Source organism: Hymenobacter canadensis, assembly GCF_027359925.1.
GTDB classification, from domain to species: Bacteria; Bacteroidota; Bacteroidia; order Cytophagales; family Hymenobacteraceae; genus Hymenobacter; species Hymenobacter canadensis.
Window position 1 is genome coordinate 1,396,564 of record NZ_CP114767.1, and the last position, 24,389, is coordinate 1,420,952.

18 protein-coding genes are annotated in these 24,389 nt (G+C 63.4%); 7 read left to right on the forward strand and 11 right to left on the reverse strand.

Annotated elements, in window-relative coordinates; all coding sequences use genetic code 11:
- The first annotated feature begins 133 nt into the window (after positions 1 to 133).
- Positions 134 to 1,603 (forward strand): glutamate synthase subunit beta, encoded by a 1,470-nt coding sequence (locus tag O3303_RS06080; protein WP_269561174.1) that lies wholly within the window; start codon positions 134 to 136, stop codon positions 1,601 to 1,603.
- Positions 1,604 to 1,742: 139 nt separating this feature from the next.
- Here O3303_RS06080 and leuB read toward each other — a convergent pair whose 3' ends face one another.
- From leuB to O3303_RS06100, 4 genes are all read right to left on the reverse strand, one after another.
- Positions 1,743 to 2,861: a 3-isopropylmalate dehydrogenase gene (leuB, locus tag O3303_RS06085; protein ID WP_269561175.1), complete on the reverse strand. Its 1,119-nt coding sequence runs from the start codon at positions 2,859 to 2,861 to the stop codon at positions 1,743 to 1,745.
- Between the two features lie 12 nt (positions 2,862 to 2,873).
- Positions 2,874 to 3,470, reverse strand: coding sequence for a 3-isopropylmalate dehydratase small subunit (gene leuD, locus O3303_RS06090; RefSeq protein ID WP_269561176.1), 597 nt, complete (start codon positions 3,468 to 3,470; stop codon positions 2,874 to 2,876).
- Positions 3,471 to 3,600: 130 nt separating this feature from the next.
- A complete protein-coding gene (gene leuC, locus O3303_RS06095) occupies positions 3,601 to 4,995 on the reverse strand; it encodes a 3-isopropylmalate dehydratase large subunit (RefSeq protein ID WP_269561177.1) in 1,395 nt (464 codons plus the stop codon).
- Positions 4,996 to 5,149: 154 nt separating this feature from the next.
- Positions 5,150 to 6,316, reverse strand: a complete 1,167-nt coding sequence (locus tag O3303_RS06100; protein WP_269561178.1) for a 2-isopropylmalate synthase — start codon at positions 6,314 to 6,316, stop codon at positions 5,150 to 5,152.
- 166 nt (positions 6,317 to 6,482) lie between these two features.
- Here O3303_RS06100 and O3303_RS06105 point away from each other — a divergent pair, with 166 nt between their 5' ends.
- Entirely contained in the window at positions 6,483 to 8,027 is a 1,545-nt protein-coding gene (locus O3303_RS06105; RefSeq protein WP_269561179.1) for a tetratricopeptide repeat protein, read from the forward strand.
- A gap of 164 nt (positions 8,028 to 8,191) precedes the next feature.
- Here the strand turns inward: O3303_RS06105 and O3303_RS06110 are convergent, their stop codons facing one another.
- From O3303_RS06110 to O3303_RS06140, 7 genes are all read right to left on the reverse strand, one after another.
- A complete protein-coding gene (locus O3303_RS06110) occupies positions 8,192 to 9,334 on the reverse strand; it encodes a TlpA disulfide reductase family protein (protein WP_269561180.1) in 1,143 nt (380 codons plus the stop codon).
- 227 nt (positions 9,335 to 9,561) lie between these two features.
- Positions 9,562 to 10,689: a TlpA disulfide reductase family protein gene (locus O3303_RS06115; protein WP_269561181.1), complete on the reverse strand. Its 1,128-nt coding sequence runs from the start codon at positions 10,687 to 10,689 to the stop codon at positions 9,562 to 9,564.
- A 95-nt stretch (positions 10,690 to 10,784) separates the two neighbouring features.
- Positions 10,785 to 12,242, reverse strand: a complete 1,458-nt coding sequence (gene gatB / locus O3303_RS06120) for an Asp-tRNA(Asn)/Glu-tRNA(Gln) amidotransferase subunit GatB (RefSeq protein ID WP_269561182.1) — start codon at positions 12,240 to 12,242, stop codon at positions 10,785 to 10,787.
- Positions 12,243 to 12,416: 174 nt separating this feature from the next.
- Complete coding sequence (locus O3303_RS06125) at positions 12,417 to 13,382, reverse strand: LIC11966 family surface protein (RefSeq protein WP_269561183.1); 966 nt, start codon at positions 13,380 to 13,382, stop codon at positions 12,417 to 12,419.
- Between the two features lie 33 nt (positions 13,383 to 13,415).
- Positions 13,416 to 14,171, reverse strand: coding sequence for an energy transducer TonB (locus O3303_RS06130; protein ID WP_269561184.1), 756 nt, complete (start codon positions 14,169 to 14,171; stop codon positions 13,416 to 13,418).
- Between the two features lie 128 nt (positions 14,172 to 14,299).
- Complete coding sequence (locus O3303_RS06135) at positions 14,300 to 15,682, reverse strand: sensor histidine kinase (RefSeq protein WP_269561185.1); 1,383 nt, start codon at positions 15,680 to 15,682, stop codon at positions 14,300 to 14,302.
- Positions 15,683 to 15,847: 165 nt separating this feature from the next.
- Positions 15,848 to 16,522, reverse strand: a complete 675-nt coding sequence (locus O3303_RS06140) for a response regulator transcription factor (RefSeq protein ID WP_269561186.1) — start codon at positions 16,520 to 16,522, stop codon at positions 15,848 to 15,850.
- Between the two features lie 207 nt (positions 16,523 to 16,729).
- On the opposite strand from O3303_RS06140, the gene O3303_RS06145 reads away from it, so the two are divergent.
- The 5 genes from O3303_RS06145 (at position 16,730) to O3303_RS06165 (ending at position 24,374) form a co-directional block, all read left to right on the forward strand.
- Entirely contained in the window at positions 16,730 to 17,128 is a 399-nt protein-coding gene (locus O3303_RS06145) for a hypothetical protein (protein ID WP_269561187.1), read from the forward strand.
- 226 nt (positions 17,129 to 17,354) lie between these two features.
- A complete protein-coding gene (locus tag O3303_RS06150) occupies positions 17,355 to 21,806 on the forward strand; it encodes a CusA/CzcA family heavy metal efflux RND transporter (RefSeq protein ID WP_269561188.1) in 4,452 nt (1,483 codons plus the stop codon).
- 62 nt (positions 21,807 to 21,868) lie between these two features.
- Entirely contained in the window at positions 21,869 to 23,074 is a 1,206-nt protein-coding gene (locus O3303_RS06155) for an efflux RND transporter periplasmic adaptor subunit (RefSeq protein ID WP_269561189.1), read from the forward strand.
- Between the two features lie 295 nt (positions 23,075 to 23,369).
- Entirely contained in the window at positions 23,370 to 23,801 is a 432-nt protein-coding gene (locus tag O3303_RS06160; RefSeq protein ID WP_269561190.1) for a QcrA and Rieske domain-containing protein, read from the forward strand.
- 111 nt (positions 23,802 to 23,912) lie between these two features.
- On the forward strand, positions 23,913 to 24,374 hold the full coding sequence (locus O3303_RS06165) for a thioredoxin family protein (RefSeq protein WP_052381666.1): 462 nt from the start codon (positions 23,913 to 23,915) through the stop codon (positions 24,372 to 24,374).
- The last annotated feature ends 15 nt before the right edge of the window (positions 24,375 to 24,389 follow it).

The following is a 24,389-nucleotide window of genomic DNA, read 5'->3' on the forward strand; positions in this document are numbered from 1 at the left end:
ACGCCAAACCACCTGTAACTACCCTGACTAAACAACATCAGCAACGACGAGACGCAAAATATTGCGCCTATACATCGCCCAACCATCAGCAACGATTGAGACGCAAATATGCGTCTCTACACAGTTCGAGAACATGGCCAACCCCACCGGTTTCAAACAATACGCCCGCGAGCTACCGCCCAAGGCTGCCCCGCAGGAGCGCGTGGCCCACAACCGCGAGTTCGTGGGCACTTACGCCGAAGACCAACTCACCCAGCAGGCGGCCCGCTGCATGGACTGTGGCATCCCCTTCTGCCACTCGGGCTGCCCGCTGGGCAATATCATCCCCGAATTCAACGACGCCGTGCGCGAGGAAAAGTGGGAGGAGGCCTACCAGATTCTGAGCGCCACCAACAATTTCCCCGAGTTCACCGGCCGCATCTGCCCCGCGCCCTGCGAGGCAGCCTGCGTGCTGAGCATCCACAGCAGCCCGGTAGCCATTGAGGAAATCGAGAAGCACATTATTGAAATTGCCTTCGCCAAGGGCTACGTGCAGCCGACGGCGCCGGTGCTGAAATCGGGCCGCACGGTGGCCGTGGTGGGCTCCGGTCCGGCCGGGCTGGCGGCGGCGGCGCAGCTGGCGCGGGCCGGCCACACCGTCACGGTGTTCGAGCGCGACGACCGTCCCGGCGGCCTGCTTCGCTACGGCATCCCCGATTTCAAGCTCGATAAGTGGGTCATCGACCGCCGCATCAAGCTGCTGGAGGACGACGGCATCACGTTCCGCTGCGGCGTCGAAATCGGGCGCGACATCTCGGGGGCCGAGCTCACCGCCGGCTTCGATGCCGTGGTGCTGGCCGGCGGGGCCAGCGTGCCGCGCGACCTGCCCCTGCCCGGCCGCGAGCTGCCGGGCATCTACTTCGCCATGGACTACCTTACCCAGCACAACCGCCGGGTGAGCGAGCTGGGCATCGAAGACGATGAAATCTGGGTGGAAGGCCAGGACGTGGTGGTGATTGGCAGCGGCGACACCGGCTCCGACTGCGTGGGCACGGCCAACCGCCAGCGGGCGCGCTCGGTCACGCAGTTTGCCATGATGCACCAGCCCGGCCCCGAGCGCCCAGCCCACACGCCCTGGCCGCAGGAGCCCCACATTTTCCGCAGCAGCACCTCGCACGAGGAAGGCTGCCAGCGCTACTGGGGCATCAATACCAAAGCCTTCCTGGCTGATGAGCATGGCCAGCTCCGCGCCCTGCGCGTGAGCGACGTGACCTGGGAAACCGACGTCATGGGCCGCCGCATCCGCTTCGAGGAAGTGCCCGATTCGGACCGCGAAATCCCCTGCCAGCGGGTGATGCTGGCCCTGGGCTTCAGCGGCCCCCGCGTGTCGGGCCTCGTGACGGAGCTGGAACTGGCCCTGGACGACTACGGCAACGTGCGCGCCGACGAGCGCGCCTACCGCACTTCGCGCCCCAACGTATTCGTGGCCGGCGACATGCGCCGCGGGCAGTCGCTGGTGGTCTGGGCCATCTCGGAAGGCCGCGAGGCCGCGCGGGAAGTCGACGTGTTCCTGATGGGGAAAACGGCCCTGCCAAGCAAGAATGCGGTAAGCATGTTCGACTGAGCGTACCGGCGTGCTGGCCTCCGTCGAACATACCTACCGCATTCCGGCTTCCGGCTTCCCCAAGCCTTTGCTTTCCCTCAACCAATTACATACGCCTGCTATCAGGCAGTTTTCCAATCAACAGCAACAGGCTATGCCATCAGATGATGGTGCTGACGCCAATTTCCACGTTGCTCTTGTTCCAGTGCTTCTCTTTGGAGTCGGCAATCCAGAAGGCAATGTAGTTGCCGACTTCCTCCGTCGAATACGCGGCTACCGGGCTTAGCTCGGACGTCAGGATGCCGTTATGCAGGGCTTCGTCCACGGCTTCCCGCACCAGCGCCGCTTCTTCGATTAGGTCCAGGTGCTCCAGCAGCATAGCCACCGACAGAATCGTGGCAATCGGGTTGGCAATGCCCTTGCCGGCCGCCTGCGGGTAGGAACCATGAATGGGCTCGAACAGCGCCACCCGCTCGCCGATGGAGGCCGAGGGCAGCAGGCCCATGGACCCGGCAATGACGGAGGCCTCGTCGGAGATGATGTCGCCGAACATATTCTCGGTCAGAATCACGTCGAACTGCGTGGGGTTGAGGATGATCTGCATGGCGGCATTGTCCACGAACAAGTAATCCACCGTCACTTCGGGGTACTGGGCGGCCATTTCGCGCACTTCCTCGCGCCAGAGGCGGGAGGTTTCCAGCACGTTGGCCTTGTCTACCAGCGTGAGGTGGCGGCGACGACCGGCGGCGGCCTGAAACGCCAGGTGCGCGATACGCCGGATTTCGGCGCGGTTGTAGACGCAGTGGTCGTAGGCGCCTTCACCGTCGGGGGTGCGGCCCTTCTCACCGAAGTAGATGCCGCCGGTCAGCTCGCGGAAGATGACCATGTCGGTGCCCTGAATCCGCTCCTTTTTCAAGGGCGAATGGGCCAGCAGCACGTCATAGGCCACCACGGGGCGGATATTGGCAAACAACCCTAGCTCCTTGCGCAACCGCAGCAGGCCCTGTTCGGGGCGCACTTTGGCGCTGGGGTCGTGGTCGTATTTCGGGTCGCCGATGGCACCGAGCAGCACGGCATCGGCGGCGCGGCAGGCGGCGAGGGTTTCATTGGGCAACGGAGTTCCGGTGGCCTCAATGGCGCAGGCACCCATCAAGTGCGAGCTGAGGGCAAAGTGGTGGTCGAAGCGCTCGGCCACGGCCTCCAGCACCTTCACCGCCTGCCGGCACACTTCCGGGCCGATGCCATCGCCGGGCAGCACCGCTATTTTTTTACTTACCATGGTCGTAGTTGCTTAGCAGTTCCAGATTCGGGTTTGTTCGTAAGCTTCGATGGCCGGCTTCTGGCTTACCAGATAGTCGATGTCGTCGTAGCCGTTGATCAGGCACTCTTTTTTATAGGCGTCGAGGTCGAAGTGCACGCTGTCGTTGGTGGCGGGCACATGCAGGGTCTGCTCGGGCAGGTTCACTACGAATTGCATATCAGCATCCTGCGCCACCAGCGCAAACAGGCGGGCCAGCTCCGCATCAGTCATCTGCAGCGGCAACAGGCCGGTGTTCAGCGCGTTGCCGCGGAAGATGTCGGCGAAGTAGCTGGAAATCACCACCCGAAACCCGGCATCGTAGAGAGCCCAGGCGGCGTGCTCCCGGCTGGAGCCGCAGCCGAAGTTCTTGCCGGCCAGCAGTATCCGGCCGCTGTATTTCGGGTCGTTGAGAACGAAATCGGGCTTGGGCGAGCCGTCTGTATTGCGCCGCCAGTCGCAGAAAAGGTTCTCGCCGAAGCCTTCGCGCGTAGTCGCCTTCAGAAAGCGGGCCGGAATAATCTGGTCCGTATCGATGTTCTCGAGCGGCAGCGGCACGGCGGCGGAATGCAGGGTCTGGAATTTTTCCATTGGGGGTAGCGACGAAATCGACTGTCATCCTGAGCTTGCGAAGGATCTTATCAGGTCAGAACGATGTGCGGTAATTCAAGTAACTCAGCCGTGATAAGATCCTTCGCAAGCTCAGGATGACAGATTTAACTCAATTCAAATACTGCGTGATGTCCACAATCTTACCCTGCACCGCCGTAATTGCCGCCACCAGCGGACTCGCCAGCAGCGTGCGAGAGCCGGGGCCCTGGCGGCCTTCGAAGTTGCGGTTGGAGGTGGCCACGCAGTAAGTGCCGGCCGGGATTTTGTCCTCGTTCATGGCCAGGCAGGCGCTGCAGCCGGGCTCGCGCAGCTCGAAGCCGGCGGCGGCAAGCACCTTATCCAGGCCCTCGGCAATGGCCTGCTGCTTCACTTGCCTGGAGCCGGGCACGATGATGGCCTCGACGTGCCCGGCCTTCTGCTTGCCCCGCACGTAGGCCGCCACCGCCCGCAGATCCTCGATGCGCGAGTTGGTGCAGCTGCCGATGAATACGTAGTTGATTTGCTTGCCCAGCAGCGATTCGCCGCGCTGAAAGCCCATGTACTGCAGCGCCTTGTCGAAGCTTTCGGCCTCGCCGGCCGGCACCTCGCCGGGGATACGGCCGGTCAGGGCGATGCCCATCCCAGGGTTGGTGCCGTAGGTTATCATCGGCGGAATATCGGCCGCCGCAAAATGGTGCTCGGCCTCAAATACCGCGTCGTCGTCGGAATACAGGGTTTGCCAGTAGGCCACGGCCTGGTCCCAGGCAGCTTCCTTTGGGGCGTATGGCCGGCCCTGCACGTAGGCAAACGTCGTTTCGTCGGGTGCAATCAGGCCGCCGCGGGCGCCCATTTCGATGCTCATGTTGCAGACCGTCATGCGGCCTTCCATGCTCAGAGCGCGCACGGCGCTGCCGGCGTACTCCACGAAGTAGCCGGTGGCCCCGCCGGTGCCAAGCTGTGAAATCACATACAGAATCAGGTCTTTGGCTGTGACGCCGGGCCGCAGCTCGCCGTCCACGGTGATGCGCATGCGTTGTGGCCGGCTCAGCAGCAGGCACTGAGTGGCCATCACCTGGGCCACCTGGCTGGTACCGATGCCAAAGGCCACCGCCCCAAACGCGCCGTGGGTTGAGGTGTGGCTGTCGCCGCACACGATGGTGGTGCCGGGCAGCGTGAGCCCCAGCTCCGGCCCGATAACGTGCACGATGCCCTGGCGGGCGTGGCCCAGGCCGTAGAGCTCCACACCGTATTTGGTGCAGTTCGCGGTCAGCGTGTCCACCTGCGAGCGGCTCAGCGGCTCCTCAATGGGCAGGTGCTGGTTGCGGGTGGGCACGTTGTGGTCGGCGGTGGCCAGGATGCGCGCCGGACGGAACAGCGGCAGGCCGCGGGCCTGCAGCTCGTCGAAGGCCTGCGGGCTGGTCACCTCGTGAATGAGGTGGCGGTCAACGTACACGACGTCCAGGCCGCCGGGCGCGGCTTTCACCACGTGCGCCTCCCAGATTTTATCGAATAAGGACTTGGCCATGTTATGGGGTATTTGTCATGCTGAGCGTAGCGGAGCGTAGTCGAAGTATCTCTACCGCCTCGTTGCAGAGGGAATCAGACGAAGCGGTAGAGATGCTTCGGCAAGCTCAGCATGACGTTCGGGTTGCATGACGTTCGGGTTGCGTGACGTTTTACTAGCCGATGATTATCAGTTTTTCCTGTTCCACCAGCTCGTGCAAATCCTGGTCTACCACTTCGCGCTTGCGGTCAGCCAGGGTCAGAAAGCAGGCATAAGCATGGTTTAGGGCGGTTTTCTCGAAATCGTAGCCCAGTTTCTGGAGGCGGTAGGCCAGGGCGGCGCGGCCGGAGCGGGCCGTCAGCACGATGGACGAATCGGCCACGCCCACCTCGCGCGGGTCGATGATTTCGTAGGTTTCGCGGTGCTTGATGATGCCGTCCTGGTGGATGCCGCTGCTGTGCGAAAAGGCGTTGGCGCCCACAATGGCCTTGTTGGGCTGCACGGGCATGGTCATCAGGTGCGAGACCATGGCCGAGGTTTCGGCCAGCAGGCGGGTGTTGATGCGGGTTTCGAGGCCGAGGTAAGGGTGCTGGCGCAGAATCATCACCACTTCCTCCAGGGCCGTGTTGCCGGCCCGCTCCCCCACCCCGTTTATGGTGCACTCAATCTGGCGGGCGCCGTTCATCACGCCCGCTACGGAGTTGGCGGTGGCCAAACCCAGGTCGTTGTGGCAGTGCGTGGAGAGGCGCACGGTATGGATGCCGCGCACGTTTTCGTGCAGGTACCTGATTTTAGCGCCGTATTCCTCGGGCAGGCAGTAGCCGGTGGTGTCGGGGATGTTGAGCACGGTGGCGCCGGCCCGGATGGCGGCCTCGCACACGCGGGCCAGGAACTCGTTGTCGGTGCGGCCGGCGTCCTCGGCGTAGAACTCCACGTCTTCCACGAAGCTCTTGGCGAGCTGCACGGCAGCCACGGCGCGGGCCAGCACGTCGGCGCGGGTGGTGCAGAGCTTGTGCTGAATGTGCACGTCGGAGGTGCCGATGCCGGTGTGGATGCGCGGATAGCGGGCCGGCCGCAGGGCCTCGGCGGCTATGCGGATGTCGTTTTCCACGGCGCGGGAGAGGCCGCAGACGGTGGCCTCGCGGGTCTGGGCGGCAATGGCCTGCACGGCGGCAAAGTCGCCGGGGCTGGATACCGGGAAGCCGGCCTCGATGACGTCGACGCCGAGCTGCTCCAGCTGCCGGGCAATGAGAAGCTTCTCGTCCTTGTTTAGCTTGCACCCCGGCACCTGTTCGCCGTCGCGGAGCGTGGTATCGAAGATGTGAATTTGCTGGGTTGCCATGCGGAAGTAGCCTCGTGAAACCGGACTGGAAATAGGAATCTACCCGCAAGTAGGGCGCTGCCCTGCCGCCTCAAAACTCTTTTTTCACGCATTTCATTATTTCCAACCACCCGCCAGCCCACAATAACCTTCTATCCATCAGCATATTATCAACGCCGCTTGTACAATGCCTAACAAAAGCCAGGAGCCGGTATTTCAGCTGATCAAGAGCCTGACGAGGTCGGAGAAGCGCCATTTCCGGCTGTCCACCAGCCGGGCCGGCGCCACCGACGACCTGAAGTTTCTGCTGCTGTTCGACGCCCTCGACGCCCTGGACACCTACGACGACACGCTGGTGCTGGCGCAGGTGCCCAGCCTACGGCGCGTGCAGCTGGCCAACCTCAAGGCCAACCTTTACCGGCAGGTACTCTCCAGCCTGCGCGTGTACCACGCCGGCCAGAACCCCGACATTCAGCTCCACGAGCAGCTCGACTACGCCCGGGTGCTCTACAACAAGGGCTTCTACCAGCAGGCCCTCCGCATGCTCGACAAGGTGAAACAGGCCGCCCGGCAGGCCGAGATGCCGCACATTGTGCTGCTGGCCCTGGATTTCGAGAAGCTCATCGAAAGCCAGTACATCACGCGCAGCCTGGAAGGCCGGGCCGAAACCCTTACGGCCGAGGCCACCGACACGGTAGCGCACCTAACCAAAATGCACGCCCTGAGTAACGCCTCTCTGCGCCTCTACGGCCTCTACCTGAAGGCCGGCCACGCCCGCAACCGCACTGACCACGAGCAGATAACGGCCTTTTTCCGCACGCACCTGCCCCCGCACGAAGACCAGCAGGGCAACTTTTTCGAGAAGCTCTACTTCTACCAGGCCCACGTCTGGTACCACACCCTCGACCAGGACTTCCGGGCCGGCTACCGCTATGCCCAGAAGTGGGTGGATTTGTTTGAGCAGGCCCCCCACATGAAGGACCTGCAGGCCATGCTTTACATCAAGGGCCTACACAACCTGCTGGCCTCGCTTTACAACCTACTGTACTACAGCAAGTTCATTCAGGTATTGCGCACGCTGGAGGAGTTTGCCGCCAGCCAGACCCGACGCAGCAGCCCCAACACCGAAATTCTGCTGTTTCAGTACCTCTACACCAACCGCATCAACGCCTACTTCCTCGAAGGGCGCTTCACGGCCGGGCTCGACATGGTGCCGGAGCTGCTGGAGCAGTTGGAGCGCTACAAGCCCCAGCTGGACATGCACCGCACGCTAGTGTTCTACTACAAAATCGCCAGCCTGTATTTCGGTAGCGGCCGCTACGAGAAGGCCATCGAGTACCTGAGCCTGATCATCCAGCACAAAGACCAGAGCCTGCGCGAAGACCTGCAGTGCTTTGCCCGCATTCTGAGCCTGATTGCCCACTACGAAGCCGGCGACGACGCCAGCCTCGACTACCAGATCCGGTCGGTGTACCATTTCCTGGGCAAGATGAACGACCAGCAGCCCATGCAGGTGGAGATTTTCCGGTTTCTGCGCACCGTGGGCAGCATCGCGCCGCAGCAGGTGCGGGAGGCCTTCGCGCAGCTCCGCCACCAGCTCACGGCCATTGCCGCCCGCCCCTACGAAAGCCGCCCGTTTCTGTACCTCGACATCATTTCGTGGCTGGACAGCAAGATTGAGGGCGTGCCGGTGCAGGAAATCATGCAGCGCAAGTTCCGGCTGATGAAGTAGTCTAGTAAAGACGCGACACTTCGCGTCTCCTCGTTGAACGACTCAGGCCAAACAACCTCAGCAACGACGAAACGCGAAGTGTCGCGTCTCTACACCGTTCAAACGCTGCACAAAAAAAGCCGGCTCCATCAGGAGCCGGCTTTGCTGCTTTTAATACGTCGCTGCTACTTCAGTACAGAGGCCAGCTTGGCTTCCAGAGCTTCGCCGCGCAGGTTTTTACCGATGATGCGACCCTGCGGGTCGAGCAGCACCGAGGCCGGAATGGACTTGACGCTGTAGGTCTGGCCGGCGGCCGACTCCCAGCCTTTCAGGTCCGAGACGTGCTTCCAGATGAGGCCATCGGCTTCGATGGCCTTCAGCCACTTGCCGCGGTCCTGGTCGAAGCTCACGCCATAGATTTCAAAGCCTTTGCCCTTGTACTTGTTGTAGGCGCGCACCACGTTGGGGTTTTCGCGACGGCAGGGGCCGCACCAGCTGGCCCAGAAGTCAATCAGCACATATTTGCCGCGCAGGCTGCTCAGCGGCAGCGGCTTGCCATCGGGGGCCAGCAGGCTGATTTCGGGAGCGGCGGCGCCTACGGCCGTGCTGCGCATGGGCTCAACCTTGGCTACCAGCGCCTTGGTGTAGCGCGAGTCGGGCAGCGTAGTTTTGAACTGCGTGGTCATGGAATCCACGAAACCGAACTGCTCCTCTGCATTAATCAGGTTGGCCACCACGAAGGCCGACACCACCGACTTGGGGTTCTGCTGCACCAGCGCCTTAATGCTCTTAGTGCTGCGGGCCTGCGCGTCGTAGAACATCTTCTCGATGGCCTGCATGGAGTCGGTGCGGTTGGCGGCGGCGTTCAGGTTGTAGCGCGCTTCCAGCTGGCTCATCTGGCCCTTCGACTGCTGCATGGTGCGGTTGAGCTGCTGCAGCAACTCTGAATCTTTGGAGCCCTTTACGGTGTAAGTTTCGGCCAGCTTCTGGGCGTCGCCGGACAGCTCCACGCGGCTGCTGTTGCTCAGGGCCAGCAGCACCTGGCTCTGGTCGGTGGTTTTCACCTGGTAGAGGCCGGGCTCGGGCACGGTGCCCGTGAAGCGGAAATTGCCCTTTTCGTCGAGGGTAGCCGTGTCGCGCGAGATGAACTGGGTTTCGCCCAGCTCAGCCAGGTAGAGCTTGGTGCCGGCCGGGGCGTTGGTAAGCTGGCCGCTGAGCTGGTAGCCGGTGCCATCGGTGGTGCCGGCGGTGGGCGGCGTGTTCTTGGTGCAGGCATTGGCCATGCCCAGCACAGCGCCAACAATCAGCAGACTCTTCATTTTCAGCATATTCAGAAGAAAAACCGGCCGAGTGCCGGCAGTTAGGTGGGCAAAGGACGACCGTTGCCGCTGCAAGTTGCCACTTTCAACCGGATTTGGGAAAAGCGCGGCCGGTTGAGGCCCACAACAAGACTGCGCCGGCCCCGGTTCGCATTTCCCACTCGAAATACGCTTCACTCCTGCTGAGCTGCTGCCTGCGCGCTGATGATGTCAATACCGTTGCGGCTTTTTCGCTTTCAAGGCATCAGTTCTGCCAGCTTTTTGGTCAGGTCTTCGCCGCGCAGGTCTTTGGCAATAATGCGGCCCTGCGGGTCAAGCAAAAACGACGAAGGAAACTTGTAGATGTTATACGCTGTGCTGGCCACGCTGGTGTCGGAGGGCTCGTCGCGCACCTGCGGCCACGGCAGGCCATCTTTCTGCATGGCAGCCAGCCAGGCTTCTTTTTTACTGTCGACCGACACGCCATATATCTCAAAGCCTTTACCCCGAAACTGCTGATAGGTGCGTACCAACGCGGGGTTTTCCTGCCGGCAGGGGCCGCACCAGCTGGCCCAGAAGTCAATCAGCACGTACTTGCCGCGCAGACTGCTGAGGGCCAACGGCGCGCCTGCTGGCGTTGGCAGCAGAATTTCAGGCGCCAATCGACCAACGGCCGTGGTTTGGCGCATGCTTTGGTAGCGCTGCAGTTGCTGCGTGTGGGGCGACGCCGGCCACTGCCGCACGTAGCGGGTGGTGGCCGAATCCAGGAACGCTACTTCGGCCGGGGCATCAGTGCCACTCAGGAAGGTGGCCGCCACGTAGGGTGCCACGTACGACGCCTGCCCGGCCACGCGCTGGGCGGCCGCCCTGAACGCCCCAAACGTAGCATCCCACTCCTGCCCAATGCGGCGGAGGGCGGCTGTATCGGTGGTGACGGCACGGCGTTGCACCAATGTGTCGATGTGAGCCATCAGGCGGAACTGCTCCTGGTGCATGCGAGCCAGTTCGGCCGCTTCCGGGGTGCCTGTAATATCGCTGGTGCCCCGGAGCTGGGTGGCGTCGGCACGCAGCTGCAACTGGCTGCCGGGCGCCAGGGCTACGTCGGTGGTCCGGCGCTGGCCGGCTACCCGCAGGCTATATACCCCCGGGCCCGCTACCGTGCCTCGCAGCTGGAAACGGCCTTTCGCATCCGTTCGGGCCGAGTCTATCGGCATGGCTTGCCCGGTTTGGTCGTCGATGAGAAGCACCCGCGTACCAGCCGGGGCGTTGGTGAGCTGGCCACGCACCTGATAATTGGGAGCCGGGCGGCGGGGCTGCTGTGCAACGGCTTCAGTAGACGCTGCCACCAGGGAGGCCAGCGCCACTATTCGAATGAAATACTGCATCAGAGATAAAAATAAGATCAGGTAAAAAAACACCCCCTGTTAATTGAGCTCAATTAACAGGGGGTGCGTTGCATGCGTCGTTGCTTTCGCCAGGTTTACGCGTCGAGTTTCTGGCGCAACAGCTGGTTGGCCATTTTGGGGTCGGCTTTACCGCCGGTGAGCTTCATCAGCTCGCCCATAAACATGCCCGTCAGGCTCTTTTTGCCGGCGCGGTACTCAGCCACCTTGGCCGGGTTGGCGTCAAGCACCTGCTGAATCATAGCTTCCAGCGCGCCGGAATCCGACTGCTGGAGCAGGCCCTGCGCCTCGGCGGCGGCGGCGGCGGTGTGCGTGGGGTTGTCAAGCAGGAACGGGAACAGCTGCTTGCTGGCCACCGACTGGCCCACTTTGTTGTCGTCGATGAGCTGGATGATGTCGGCCAGGTGCTGGGTGGTGAGCGGGAACTGGTCCAGCGTGAGGGCGCGCTCGTTGAGGTAGGCTTTCACGGGGCCCGTCACCCAGTTGGCGGCGGCTTTGGCGTTGGACGTGAGGCGGGTCAGCTCGTCAAAGAACAGGGCCACTTCTTTCTCAGCCGTGAGCACCGTAGCATCGTAGTCGGAGAGGCCCAGCTCGCCGGTGAAACGGGCGTAGAGCTGCGACGGCAGGGCCGGCAGCTCGCTCTGCACGCGGTGCAGCCACTCGTCGGAAATGATGACCGGCGGCAGGTCGGGCTCCGGGAAGTACCGGTAGTCGTTCATGGTTTCCTTGCTGCGCTGGCCGTTGGTGGTACCGGTCTGCGCGTCGAAACCGCGGGTTTCGCTGTCGATGATTTCGCCGGCTTCCACCAGCGCAATCTGACGCTCAATTTCGTACTCGATGGCCCGCTGCACGTTGCGGAAGGAGTTCATGTTTTTCACCTCCACCTTCACGCCGAACTGGGTGGCATCCTTGCGCATCACCGAAATATTGGCGTCGCAGCGCAAAGAGCCTTCCTCCATGTTGCCGTCGCAGATGCCCAGGTACTCCACCAGCTTCTTGATTTCGGCCAGGTAGGCGTAGGCTTCCTCGGCGTTCCGGATGTCGGGCTCACTCACGATTTCGATGAGCGGCACGCCGGCCCGGTTCAAGTCCACGAGGGTTTCCACCTCGCCGGCCAGGTGCATGCTCTTGCCCGCGTCCTCCTCCATGTGGATGCGCGTCACCCCGATTTTCTTCACCGAGCCATCCGCCAGCCGGATATCGACGTGGCCATCGTGGCAGATCGGGGTTTTGTCCTGGGTGATTTGGTAGCCCTTCGGCAGGTCGGGGTAGAAGTAGTTTTTGCGCGCAAACAGGTTGTCGCGGCGGATGTGGCAGTTGGTAGCCAGACCCATTTTCATGGCAAACTCCACGGCCGAGTAGTTCACCTTGGGCAACGTGCCGGGGTGGCCCAGCGTGATGACGCTCAGGTTGTTATTGGGCAAAGCGCCGTACTCGTTTTCGTCGGAGGAGTACATTTTGCTGCGCGTGAGCAGCTGGGCGTGTACTTCGAGGCCAATGACGGGCTGGTATTTGGATTTGATGCTGTCGTCCATAAGAGGGAATTGGGCGGGTTGGCCGCCGGGGCCGCAAGTTAAAACTATCTGCCCAAGAAAAACTGTCATCCTGAGCAAAGCGAAGGACCTTAGCACGTAGGCGCCGCTGCCGTGACAACGACCCGCTCCCACGTGCTAAGGTCCTTCGCTTCGCTCAGGATGAAGATAATAAGGCTAGTCGTTGAAGACTGGGATGTAGGCGGCCTGGAAGTTGTTGGCGGCGCGATTGTAGGCGTCCATCAGCTTGCTGTTCTGAGCGTTATAGGCCTTAATGTAGCCGTTGAAGGTATCCACGTCCACTTTGGTGAGCTTGTCTTTGTTCTCGATGAGCTCGGTCATCTTTTTGAACTGGTTGGCGCTCCAGATCAGGTAGAACTTGGCGTAGTCGCGGGTGGCGTCGCGGTACTGAGTGTCTTTGCCGCGGAAGGCGGGCACGGCGTTGAGCTCGGCCAGGGCCTTGTCGGTTTCGGCGGCCAGCAGCACGCGGGCGGCCTCGAAGTCGGCGGCGTTCTGGGCATTGAGGCCATCGGTGAGCTTGGCGTTGGCCTTTTCCACCCGGAAGAACGCCAGAAATACCTTGTGCTGGTAGGTGTTCACCTCCGACACCTGCCGGATGACGGCGCTCATCTTGCGGGCTTCGGCGTCTTCGCTCATGGTCATTTTGTAGCGCCCCGCAAAGCGCTTCTGCGCGGCTTCTACACTGTCGCCGGCCACTTCCAGCTTCTGCTCGGCGGCCTCCACGGCGTCGAAGTAGCGCTGCATGGCCTCCAGGCTCTGCGTGCGGTTGGCGGCCAGCGAGTTCACCTGCTTATAATCGGCGGCATATACGTCCAGCATCTGCTGAAATGCGGCTTTGGCCCGGTCGCGGAACTCGGTGTTGCCCTCGTAGCCGGGCATGTGCGAGATTTTAGCCAGCGAGGCTTTGTTCTGGGCTACCACATCCTGGCGGCGGGCCTCAATCTTACGCTCGTTTTCGCTGTGGGCAGCCTTGCTGATGTAGCGCAGGTTTTTCTTCTGCATGATCAGCTGTTCGGCCACAATGGCGTTGTTGTAGGCGCCGGGGTCGGTGAAGGCCTGCCCGGAAGCGGTGGTGGAAACGGCCGCCAACAGGATGGCCGCAGCAAGGGTAGAAATGCGCATAGCGTAATAGTGAGGGTGAGAAAACGGAAGAAATCAGCGAAGGGCAAACGTCACCGGCAGCGTGAAAAACACGTCTACCGGCTCTCCGTCGAGGCGGCCGGGTGTCCAGCTGCGGAGGCTGTTCACTACGCGCAGGGCTTCAGCGTCAAGCAGCGGGCTTACATGCTGGCGCACCCGGGCCTGCTGCACGGTGCCGTTCCGATCAATCACAAAATCGACCAGCACCTTCCCGTGCTCATCGTGGCGTATCGCTTCCTTGGGGTAGCGGGTGCGGCTGCCGATGGTTTGCAGCAGCACAGATAGGCCGCCAGCATATTCCGGGAACTGGATGTAATTGAAAAAGGCCACCGGCTGACCATCGGGCCCGAAGCACTCGGCTTTCACGGACTGGCCGTGCGCATAGTCTTCCCGGCGGCGCAGTGTCCCGTTGGGATAGTAGGTCAGGAGCTGGCCGTGACGCTGGTCGTTTACGAAATGGTCCACGGCCTGCACTTGGCCGTTTTCAAACCAGCGGGTATGGGTGCCGTGCAGCTCCTGCTTACTGAGATTCTGGCAGGGCAGCTCTTCCTGCTGCTGCCCGCTGGCGTAGTAGCGCCGGATGATGCCGGCACCGTTCGGGCCGGCCACCGTATCGGTGCGCAGCTGGTAGCCGCTGCCAAAGCCCGCGCTGCTATGGTTGCCGGGCTGGGCGCTGAAGTAAGCGTTAAGACTTTGGGCTCCGGCCGGGGCCTGCTGGGCATAGGCAGCGCTGCTGCCCGTCAGCCACAGGGCAAATAGGATTCGTTTCACGCGGGGAATACTGGATAATAATAGACACAGCAGCGCCCGCAGCCGACTGGCTTGGCAATCTGCTCAGCCAAAATTACAGTCTTGCCGCTAAATCACAAATTCCGGTAAACCGGCCGGAGCTTCCCCACTTATTCTGCCGGAAACAGCAGCGTGAACGTAGTGCCGCGCCCCAACTCACTGGCCACGGCCAGCTCAATGGCCAGCAGCGCGCAGGCCCGGGCCACGATGGACAGGCCCAGCCCGGTGCCCCCAATTTCCTTGTGCGCCAAGGCGTCGGAGCGGTACAGCGGGTCGAAGATGCGGCCCAGGTCTTCGGGCCGGATGCCGATGCCCTGGTCGGAGATGGTGCAGCGCTGGCGGGCGCCGGCCTCGGCCAGCGCCACCGTGATGGTGGAGCCGGCCGGCGAGTATTTCACGGCGTTGTCCAGCAGGTTGTCCAGAATCAAATCCACCAAGTAGGGGTCGGAGTGGATGGGCGGCGTGTCGGCGTCCTGCACGTCGACCCGGATGCGGCGGGCCTCCAGGGCGGCGCGGCGGCGGTGCAGCACATCGTGCACGCTACTGAGCACGGGCAGCTCTTGGCGGTGCTCAGCCTGGGGGGCGCTGTCGAAGCGGGCCAGCAGCAGCAGCTGGTCCACGAGGTGCGTGAGACGGTTGATTTCCTGAATGCTGAGCGTGATATTCTCGACGTACTCGGCGGCGCTGCGGGGCTTGCGCACCAGCACTTCCAGCGTGCCCTTGAGCACGGCCAGCGGTGTGCGCAGCTCGTGCGAAGCGTCGGCCGTGAACTGTTTTTCGCGGACCACGGCTTTTTCCATGCGTTCCAGCAGCCGGTTGATGGCCGAGGCCAGCGTGTGCAGCTCGTCGGGGCGGGGCGGCAGGGCAATGCGCTCGGCCAGGTTGCTCTGAGTGATGCGGTTGGTGGTGGCCGTGATGGCCGCAATGGGCGAAATACTGCGCCCCGCCAGCAGCCGCGCAATGCCAAACAGCACCAGCAGCACCACCGGAAATGAGCCCAGCAGCACCGTTTCCAGGCTCCGCAGCACGTGCCGCGCCGACTCCGAGGAAACGGCCGCCAGCAGGTAGCCCACCGGCCGGCCGCTGCGCAGCACCGGCTCCTGCAGCTGCCGGATGGCCGCCCCGCGCAGCTGCGCGTTCAGCGGGCTGTGGCCGTCAGCGGCCGGGTCGAACTCCAGGCGGGCGCTGTTGAGGTTGGGCGAGCGGTCCGTGGCGCGGCCCTGCAGGTCGGCCACCTGAATAAACACCGGATTCACCTGCACTTCGCGGTGCTCCCGCTCCTGCCACTCCTGCTTGCGGGCAAACCGCATCCGGCCGCCATCCACCACCAGCTCCCGCATGTGCTTGGCCACCTCGAAGCGCAGGCTGCCATCCAGCTCCGCATACACCTGGTTTTTCACCACGCCATACACCACGCCATACACCACCGCCACCAGCAGCGCCGTAGCTAGTATGTAGTGCAGCGCAATCCGGTTTTTGAAGGTGAAGGGCATTTTTTGGGTGATGAGGTGACAGGTAAAGTAAGAACGTCATTCCGAGCGCAGCGAGGAATCTCGCGTGCTGATGTTGCAATGGTAATCCTGTGTCAGCAGGCGAGATGCTTCGCTGCACTCGGAATGACGTTCTTCCTTGGCACCTCATCACCAAAAACTAAAAACCTAATCCCGGGCGACGTAGCCGATGCCGCGGATGGTTTGCAGGTAGTCATCGTCTTTGCTGAAACCCAGCTTTTTACGGAGCGCATTCATGTACACGTCGATGACGCCGGTGTTGTACTCGAAGTGAATATCCCAGACGTTTTCGATGATGCTCTGGCGGCGGCAGACCTTGCCTTTGTGGCGGAGCAGGTACTCCAGCAGCGCAAACTCCTTCTGGGTGAGGGCAATTTCCTGCTGGTCTTTGTAGACCTGATGCGTGCCCACATCCAGCACAATGGGGCCGACCGTGAAACGCTCCGCTTCGCCGGTAGCGGCCGGTGCCGGGCGCAGCTGCACCCGGATGCGCTCCAGCAGCTCCTCGAAATGAAACGGCTTCTTGATGTAGTCGTTGGCGCCGGCCTGCAGGCCCGCCACGGTGTCGGGCACGGTGTCTTTGGCAGTGAGGAAAATCAGGGGCGTGGTGTCGCCGGTGGCTCGCAGCTGCCGGCACAGCTCCAGCCCGGTGAGGCCGGGCAGCATCCAATCCACCAGCAGCAGGTCGTAGTGGCCGGTGAGGGCCTGGGTCAGGCCGGCGGTGCCGTTGTCGGCCACGTCCACGGCAAAGCCCTCTTCTTCCAGGCCCTGCTTCAGGAAGCGGGCAATGCCGGGCTCGTCTTCGATTACCAGAATATGCATAGAGACAGGGAAACGAAAAGGCGGGCGGCCGCAGCCGGGAGGCGTGAAACAGTCTGCGAACCTAACCACAAACCCGGCGGCAAGATGCCGGCCGCAGGCCGCAAACCGGCATTTTAAGAAACTCTTAAGCTGCGCTTAAGGCTCCGTTAAGGCCGGGTGCCGTTCTTTGCAGCACCAACGCTGGCTTCGTCAGCGCCAGTCTCCGGCATGAAAATCCTCGTTTCCCTGTTCCTGAGTGTGCTTATGCTGGCCAGCAGCCTGCTGCCCCGCCACGACCTGGCCGAGCTGGGCCGGCTGCCCCACCTGCTGGAGCACTACCGCCAGCATCAGGCCCAGGCCGGCACCCTCAGCTTCGGCGAGTTTCTGGCGCTGCACTACGGCAGCGCGGGCCGCCAGGCGCACTCCGGCCGCACCCCCACCGAGCACCACGGCCTACCCCTGCACGACTGCCACCACGCCGCCGTGCCGATGGTGTGCGCGCTGCCCACGGCGCTGGTGCTGCCCGTGGCTTTTGCCAGCTGGCCCGCACCGGCCTACCAGCCGGCCGCCCACCCCTGCTGCCCCAGCGGCCACGCCTCGGGCCGCTGGCAGCCGCCCTGCGCCTAGCGCAGTGTGCCCGGCACTACTTTGGTGGCGCCTCCCTACCCACGTTTTATTTCCTGCCTGCTGCGTTTCTTCGGGAGTCTGCCCGTAGAGCAGGCTACCCCTGAACGCGCCTGGCCATTGAGCCGGGCGGCAAAGCAGGCGCTGCTTTCGGCCGCGCCTGCAGGGCTGTGCCGGCCTGCTGCCAGCGCCCCAGCCAGCTTCCTTTTTTTCTTCTACCCGACTTCTGATGCTTTCTAAAATCATAGCCGCCAGTATCCGCAACAAGCTGATGGTGGTGCTGATGGTGGTGGCCCTGGTGGGCTGGGGCGGCTACTCGGCCCTGCACCTGCCCCTCGACGCCATTCCCGACGTGACCAACAACCAGGTGCAGGTCATCACCCAGAGCTCCGCACTGGCGGCGCAGGAAGTGGAGCAGCTGCTCACGGTGCCGCTGGAGCTGCAGCTGCGCACTATTCCCGGCGTCACGGAAATCCGCTCGATTTCCCGCTTCGGGCTGTCGGTGATTACCGTGGTGTTCGACGACGAGGTGCCCACGCTCCAGACCCGGCAGCTGGTGGCCGAGAAGCTGACCTCCGCCCAACCCGACCTTGGCGACAACGCCCGCCCCCAGATGGCCCCGATTACCACCGGCCTGGGCGAGATTTTCCAGTACAGCATCCGGGTGAAGAAGGGCTACGAAAGCCGCTACTCGCTCAGCGCCCTGCGCGACGTGCAGGACTGGCTGGTGAAGCGCCAGCTGGCCGGCGTGCCCGGCGTGGTGGACGTGAGCAGCTTCGGCGGCATGGTGCGCCAGTACGAGGTGAGCGTCAGCCCCGACCGCCTCAACGCGGCCGGCGTAACCATGCCCGAGCTGTTCACGGCCCTGCAGGACAACAACGCCAACACCGGCGGCAGCTACCTGGAGCGCGGCCCCAACGCCTACTTTATCCGGGGCGAAGGCCGCGTGAACTCGCTGCAGGACATCGGCGCCATCGTCATCAAGCAGGCCAGCCAGAACGCGCCACTGCTGGTGCGCGACGTGGCCGATGTGCGCTTCGGGCACTCGGTGCGCTACGGCGCCATGACCCGCAACGGCCAGGGCGAAACCGTGGGCGGCATTGTGCTGATGCTGAAAGGTGCCAGCTCCGAGCAAACCATCAAGGGCGTGAAGGAGCGGGTGGCCGAAATCGAGAAAACCCTGCCGGCCGGCCTGGAAATCCTGCCCTTCCTGGACCGCACCAAGCTCATCGACAAGGCCATCGAAACCGTGAGCCGCAACCTGCTCGAAGGCGCCGTGATTGTGCTGATGGTACTGCTGGTGCTGCTCGGCAACTGGCGCGCCGGGCTGGTGGTAGCCTCCATGATTCCGCTGTGCATGCTGTTTGCGCTGGGCATGATGCGCACGTTCGGCGTGTCGGCCAACCTAATGAGTTTAGGCGCGCTGGACTTCGGGCTGATCGTTGATGGGGCCGTGATTATCGTGGAAGCCATGATCTTCCACATCGTGCACTTCCGGGCCCAGACCGAGCACGAAACCATGGACCAGGTGGCCGAAACGGCCGCCACCCGCCTCATGCGCTCGGCCTTGTTCGGGCAGCTCATCATCCTCATCGTGTACTTCCCCATTCTGGCTTTGAGCGGCATCGAGGGCAAGATGTTCCGGCCCATGGCCCTGACCGTGAGCTTCGCCATTATGGGCGCCATGCTGCTGTGCCTCACCTACGTGCCGGCCGTGTCGGCGTGGGCCCTGCGCAAAGACATCAAGGAGGAAGGCACCCTCGCCGACCGCATCATGAAGTTTCTGTACCGCGGCTACAAGCCCCTGATTGAGGGCGCCCTGCGGCTGCGCGGGGCGGTGGTGGTAGCGGCCGTGGCCCTGCTGGTGCTGGCCGGCTGGCTGTTTTCGCGCATGGGCGGCGAGTTTATTCCACAGCTCGATGAAGGCGACTTCGCCGTAAACGTCACGCTGGCCCCCGGCTCGTCGCTGAGCCAGAGCATTGCCGCCACCACCCAGGTGCAGCAGATTCTGCTGAAGAACTTCCCTGAGGTGGTGCAGGTGGTAGGCAAAATCGGCACTTCCGAAATCCCCACCGACCCCATGTCGTTTGAAGACTCCGACCAGATGGTGATTCTCAAAGACCAGAAAGACTGGACCTCGGCGCACTCCCGCGAGGAGCTGGCCGACAAGATGCAGCAGGCCCTGGCCGGCGTGCCGGGCGTGAGCATGGAGTTTCAGCAGCCCATTCAGATGCGCTTCAACGAGCTGATTTCGGGGGCCAAGTCAGATATCAGCATCAAAATCTATGGTGACGACTTAGCGCTACTCTTCGAGAAGGCCAACCAGGCCGCCGCCCTCATCCGCCCGCTGGCCGGCGTCGGCGACCTGAAAGTGGAGCAGATTGCGGCCCTGCCGCAACTGCGCGTGACTTATGACCGCCAGAAAATGGCTCAGTACGGCCTGCGCATCGCCGACCTGAACGCGCTGCTGCGCACCTCGTTTGCCGGCGACGTGGCCGGCCAAGTGTACGAAGGCGAGCGGCGCTACGACCTGGTGGTGCGCCTCGACAGCGCCAGCCGCCAGGGCCTGCAGGACCTGCGCAACCTCTACGTGGATACGCCAACGGGCCAGAAAATCCCGCTGGAGGAAGTGGCCACCGTGGCCTACCGCAGCGCCCCGGCTCAGATTTCGCGCGACGACGCCCGCCGCCGCATCAACATCGGGGTGAACGTGCGCGGCCGCGACGTGCAGAGCCTGGTGGAGGAAATTCAGGGCCGGCTGGACAAGGGCCTGAAGCTGCCCGCCGGCTACACCATCAAATACGGCGGCGCCTTCGAGAACCTGCAGCAGGCCAAGGCCCGCCTGAGTGTGGTGGTGCCCATTTCGCTGGCTTTGATTTTCCTGCTGCTTTATCTGTCGTTTCAGTCGGTGAAGCAGGCGGCCCTGATTTTTACGGGTATTCCGCTGGCCACTATCGGCGGCATTCTGGCGCTGTGGCTGCGCGGGATGCCGTTCAGCATTTCGGCCGGCGTGGGCTTTATTGCGCTGTTTGGGGTGGCCGTGCTCAACGGCATCGTGCTGGTGGCCAGCCTCAACGAGCTGGCCCTGGAAGGCGTGCGCAACGTGCGCGAGCGGGTCATGCGGGCCACCGCCGAGCGGTTCCGGCCGGTGCTGCTCACGGCTTCAGTAGCCTCGCTGGGCTTCCTGCCGATGGCCCTGAGCACCTCGGCCGGCGCCGAGGTGCAGAAGCCGCTGGCTACCGTCGTCATCGGTGGGCTGATTACGGCCACGCTGCTCACGCTGCTGGTGCTGCCGGTACTCTACACCTTCTTTACGAATGACGACGAGGAGGCGCCGGCTGCCGAGCCAACTAGCACCTCACCCCCCAGCCCCCTCTCCCGTGGAGAGGGGGAGCCGGACGATTCAGAACCGCGCCGCCGTGGCTCCCCCTCTCCACGGGAGAGGGGGCCGGGGGGTGAGGCCCTGGCGCTAGGCCTAGCGTTGTTCCTCCTGCTGCCCTTCGGCGGCTTCGCCCAAACCAACCCCGCGCCGCTCGCCCCTACCGGCCCGCTTACCCTGCAGCAGGCGCTGCAAACCGGCCTCAGCCAGAACCTGTCGGTGCAGTCTTCGGCGCTGCAGGTGCAGCAGCAGCGGGCCCTCACCCGCACCGGCTACGACATTCCGCGCACCGTGCTCGACTACCAACGGGGCCAGATTTCGGGTGGCCTGATTGACCAGAGCTTCAACGTCATTCAGCAAACCGCCCTGCCCAACGTGTATGCCGCCCAGCGCCGTTTGCTGGAAAGCCAGGCCCTCACGGCCGAGCAGCGCGGCCGGGTGCAGCGCCGCGAGCTAAGCCAGAACATCCGCAGCAGCTACTCGCAGTTGCTGCTGACGTACCGCCGCGCTGCCCTGCTGCGCCGCCAGGACAGCCTCTACCGCCGGGCCGCCCGCGCCGCCCGCATCCGCTACCAGGTGGGCGAAACCAACCGTTTGGAGCAGGTATCGGCTGAGGCCCGCTCGCGGGAGCTGCAGAACCGGCTGGCCACCACGGCCACCGAGTTGGCCGTGCGCCAACAGCAGTTGGCGCTATTGCTGGGAAGCGGCTTGCCCGCCGCCATCGACACCAGCGCCAGCCTCGTGGCCCAGCTCAGCCCCGCCGATACGGCCACCCTTTCTGCCGACTCCAACCCCACCCTGGGCTTGCTGCAGCAGGAAGTGGCCCAGAGCCAGCTGCAGACCCGCGTGGAGCAGCTGCGCCGCCTGCCCGACGTGCGGGTGGGCTATTTCAACCAGACCATCAACAAGGAGCGCGGCTTCCAGGTGGTGCAAGGCGGCATTTCGGTGCCGCTGCTGGGCGGCGCGCAGAAGGGCCGCATTGCGGCGGCCCGCCTCGGCGAGCAGGTGGCCGCCAACCAGCTCACCTACGCCACCACCCAGCTGTCCGGCCAGCTGGGCCAGATCCGGCAGCAGCTTGCACGCGCCCGCGCCTCCGTCAGCTACTACGAGCAATATGCTTTGCCTCAGGCGAAACTCATCCTGAGCACCGCTGAGAAGAGCTTCCGGGCCGGCGACATCGACTACGTGACCTACGTGGTGAACACCGAGCCGGCCTGGCAGATCCAGCAGGCCTACCTCGACCAGGTGCAGCAGTACAACGAGTACGTCATTGCCCTGCAGGGCCTCAGCGGCGCCGACTGATGCGCCTCTCTCCTTCCCCAGTATCTTCACCTGTTTACCCCGCGCCCAGGCGCTTTTGCTTTATGAAATCCGTTTCTTCTTCCCTGACGCTCTTTTTGCTGATGCCAACGCTGGCGGGCCTGCTGGCCGCCTGCAACGGCGGCGCTTCCACCGAAGCCGATGCCGCTGCGCCGCCCGCCCCGCCGGCCGCTCCCGCCAACCCCGACCTGGTCACGATTTCCGCCGCTCAGGCCCGGGCCGCGGGCATCACGCTGGGCGGGTTTACGCGCCAGAACATGGCCTCCGAGGTGATGGCCAACGGCATCATCGACGTGCCGCCGCAGAACATGGTATCTATTTCGGCGGTGCTGGGCGGCTATGTGCAGCAGGTGAAGGTGCTGCCCGGCCAGTTCGTGAAAAAAGGCGCGGTAGTGGCCGTGCTGCGCCACCCCGACTATATCAAGCTGCAGCAGGACTACCTGCAGAGCCGGGCCCGCTCCCGCTTTCTGAGCCAGGACCTGGAGCGCCAGCGCATTCTGGATGTGGAAGACGTGGGGGCCAAGCGCAAGCTGCAGCAGGCCCAGGCCGACTACGCCACCGAGCAGGCCAGCCAACGCAGCCTGGCCGCCCAGCTGGCCCAGCTCAACATCTCGGCCAGCCGCCTGGCTGCCTCCGGCCAGATTCAGCCCACCGTCACGCTCACCACGCCGCTGGGCGGCTACGTGAAAACCGTGGGCATCAACCCCGGCCAGTTCGTGAACCCCCAGGACGTGCTGGTGGAGGTGGTGGACCGCTCCGACCTGCACCTGCAGCTGAAGGTGTTTGAGCGCGACATTGCCCGCGTGCAGCTGGGCCAGCCCATTCTGTTTACGGTGCCGGCCCGCGGGGCTACCGGCCCGGTGCTGCGGGCGCGCATTTTCCTGGTGGGCAAGGCCTTCGACGACAACGCCCGCACCGTGGCCGTGCACGCCCATCTCGAAGGCAACGACGCCGACAACCTGCTGCCGGGCCAGTACGTGGCCGCCCGCATCCAGACGGCCGGCCAGCGCGTGCGCACCCTGCCCGAAGATGCCATCATTCAGGCCGGGGAGGTGAGCTACGCCTATGTGCAGACCGCCGCCACCGACAGCACCGCCACCTTCCGGCGCTTCAGGCTCAAGCCCGGCACCACGGCCCACGGCGACGTGGCGGTGACGCCGCTGCAGACCCTGCGCGACACGCTGCGGGTGGTGCAACACGGCGCCTACTTTCTGGCCGCCGAGCAGGGCAAGGGCCAAGGCGACGAATAGCGGACACCAAACCTCGTTTTTTAAGTGAATATTAAGGTCTGACTCACCTGAATTTCACCCACAACCTCGTTATTCGCCTGATTCCATTTCCTGCAGCTTCCATCCGCACTCCCTGATTGCCAGCCGGCTGCGCTTCCGCGGCTTGCCCGGACCGCCGTACCGGCTGGCAGCCGACGCCGGCCGGCCGGTGCGGCAGACGCCTAGCTACCGAGGCAATCCGCGCAGGCGGCTTTCCTCGTTTTTGTTTTAGCTTTTCATTCCCAGCCTTAGGCTCCTCATGGCAACTCCTTCAGCAATGGACCGCAAAGAATTCCTGCAGCTTTTTGGCATGGGCGCCACGGCCCTGGTGGCTTCGGCGTGCCTGGGCGGCTGCGGCAGCAAAAGCAGCGACCCGGCCCCCACTCCGGCCACCAACGTCGACTTCACCGTGGACCTGGCGGCCAGCAGCAGCGCCGACCTCAACGACGACGCCAAAGGTTACATCTACGGCCCCAACCGCGACGTGATAGTGGCCAAGACCACGGCCGGCGCCTACGTTGCCTTCCAGGCGCCCTGCCCCCACCAAGGCACCAGCGTGTACTTCAACCAAAGCCAGAGCCGCTTCATCTGCCCCAACCACAACGCCGTGTTTACGGTGGGGGGCGCCGTGGTGAGCGGGCCGGTATCGCAGGGCCTCAAGCAGTACACCGTGGTGCAGACCGGCACGTCCCTGCGCATCACGGGCTAGCGCTGCCTTAAAATCAACTTAAGATTGCACCAATCCGGGGCGGGGATCGTACGGGTAGCACGGTTTATGTTTTAATTTGATTTTAATTCTTCACCTGACCTGTTTCCGCCCATGCGCTTCCCTGCCCTTTGCCTCTCCGCTCTGCTGATCACCGTTGGTGCCCGGGCCCAGGCCCAGACGGCTCCCGCTTCCTGGAACACCGATCTGACGGCCGCCATGCAGCAGGCCAAAGCCACCAACAAGCCCGTGCTGGCCGTTTTTTCGGGCTCCGACTGGTGCAAGCCCTGCATCATGCTTAAGCAGGAAGTGTTCGATAAGCCGGAGTTCGAGCAGTTTGCCAAAGACAAATTCGTGCTGGCCCGCTTCGATTTCCCGCGCAGCAAGAAAAACAAGCTGCCCGCCACCCAGACCAAAATCAACGAGCAGGCCGCGGCTCAACTCAACAAGGAAGGCGCATTTCCGCTGGTGGTGCTGCTCTCGCCCGAGGGCAAGGTGCTGGCCAAAACCGGCTACCGCCCCGGCGGCGCCACTGCCTACGACGCCTACCTCTCGCAACTGCTGGCTAAAAAATAATTCCGGTGCGCACTC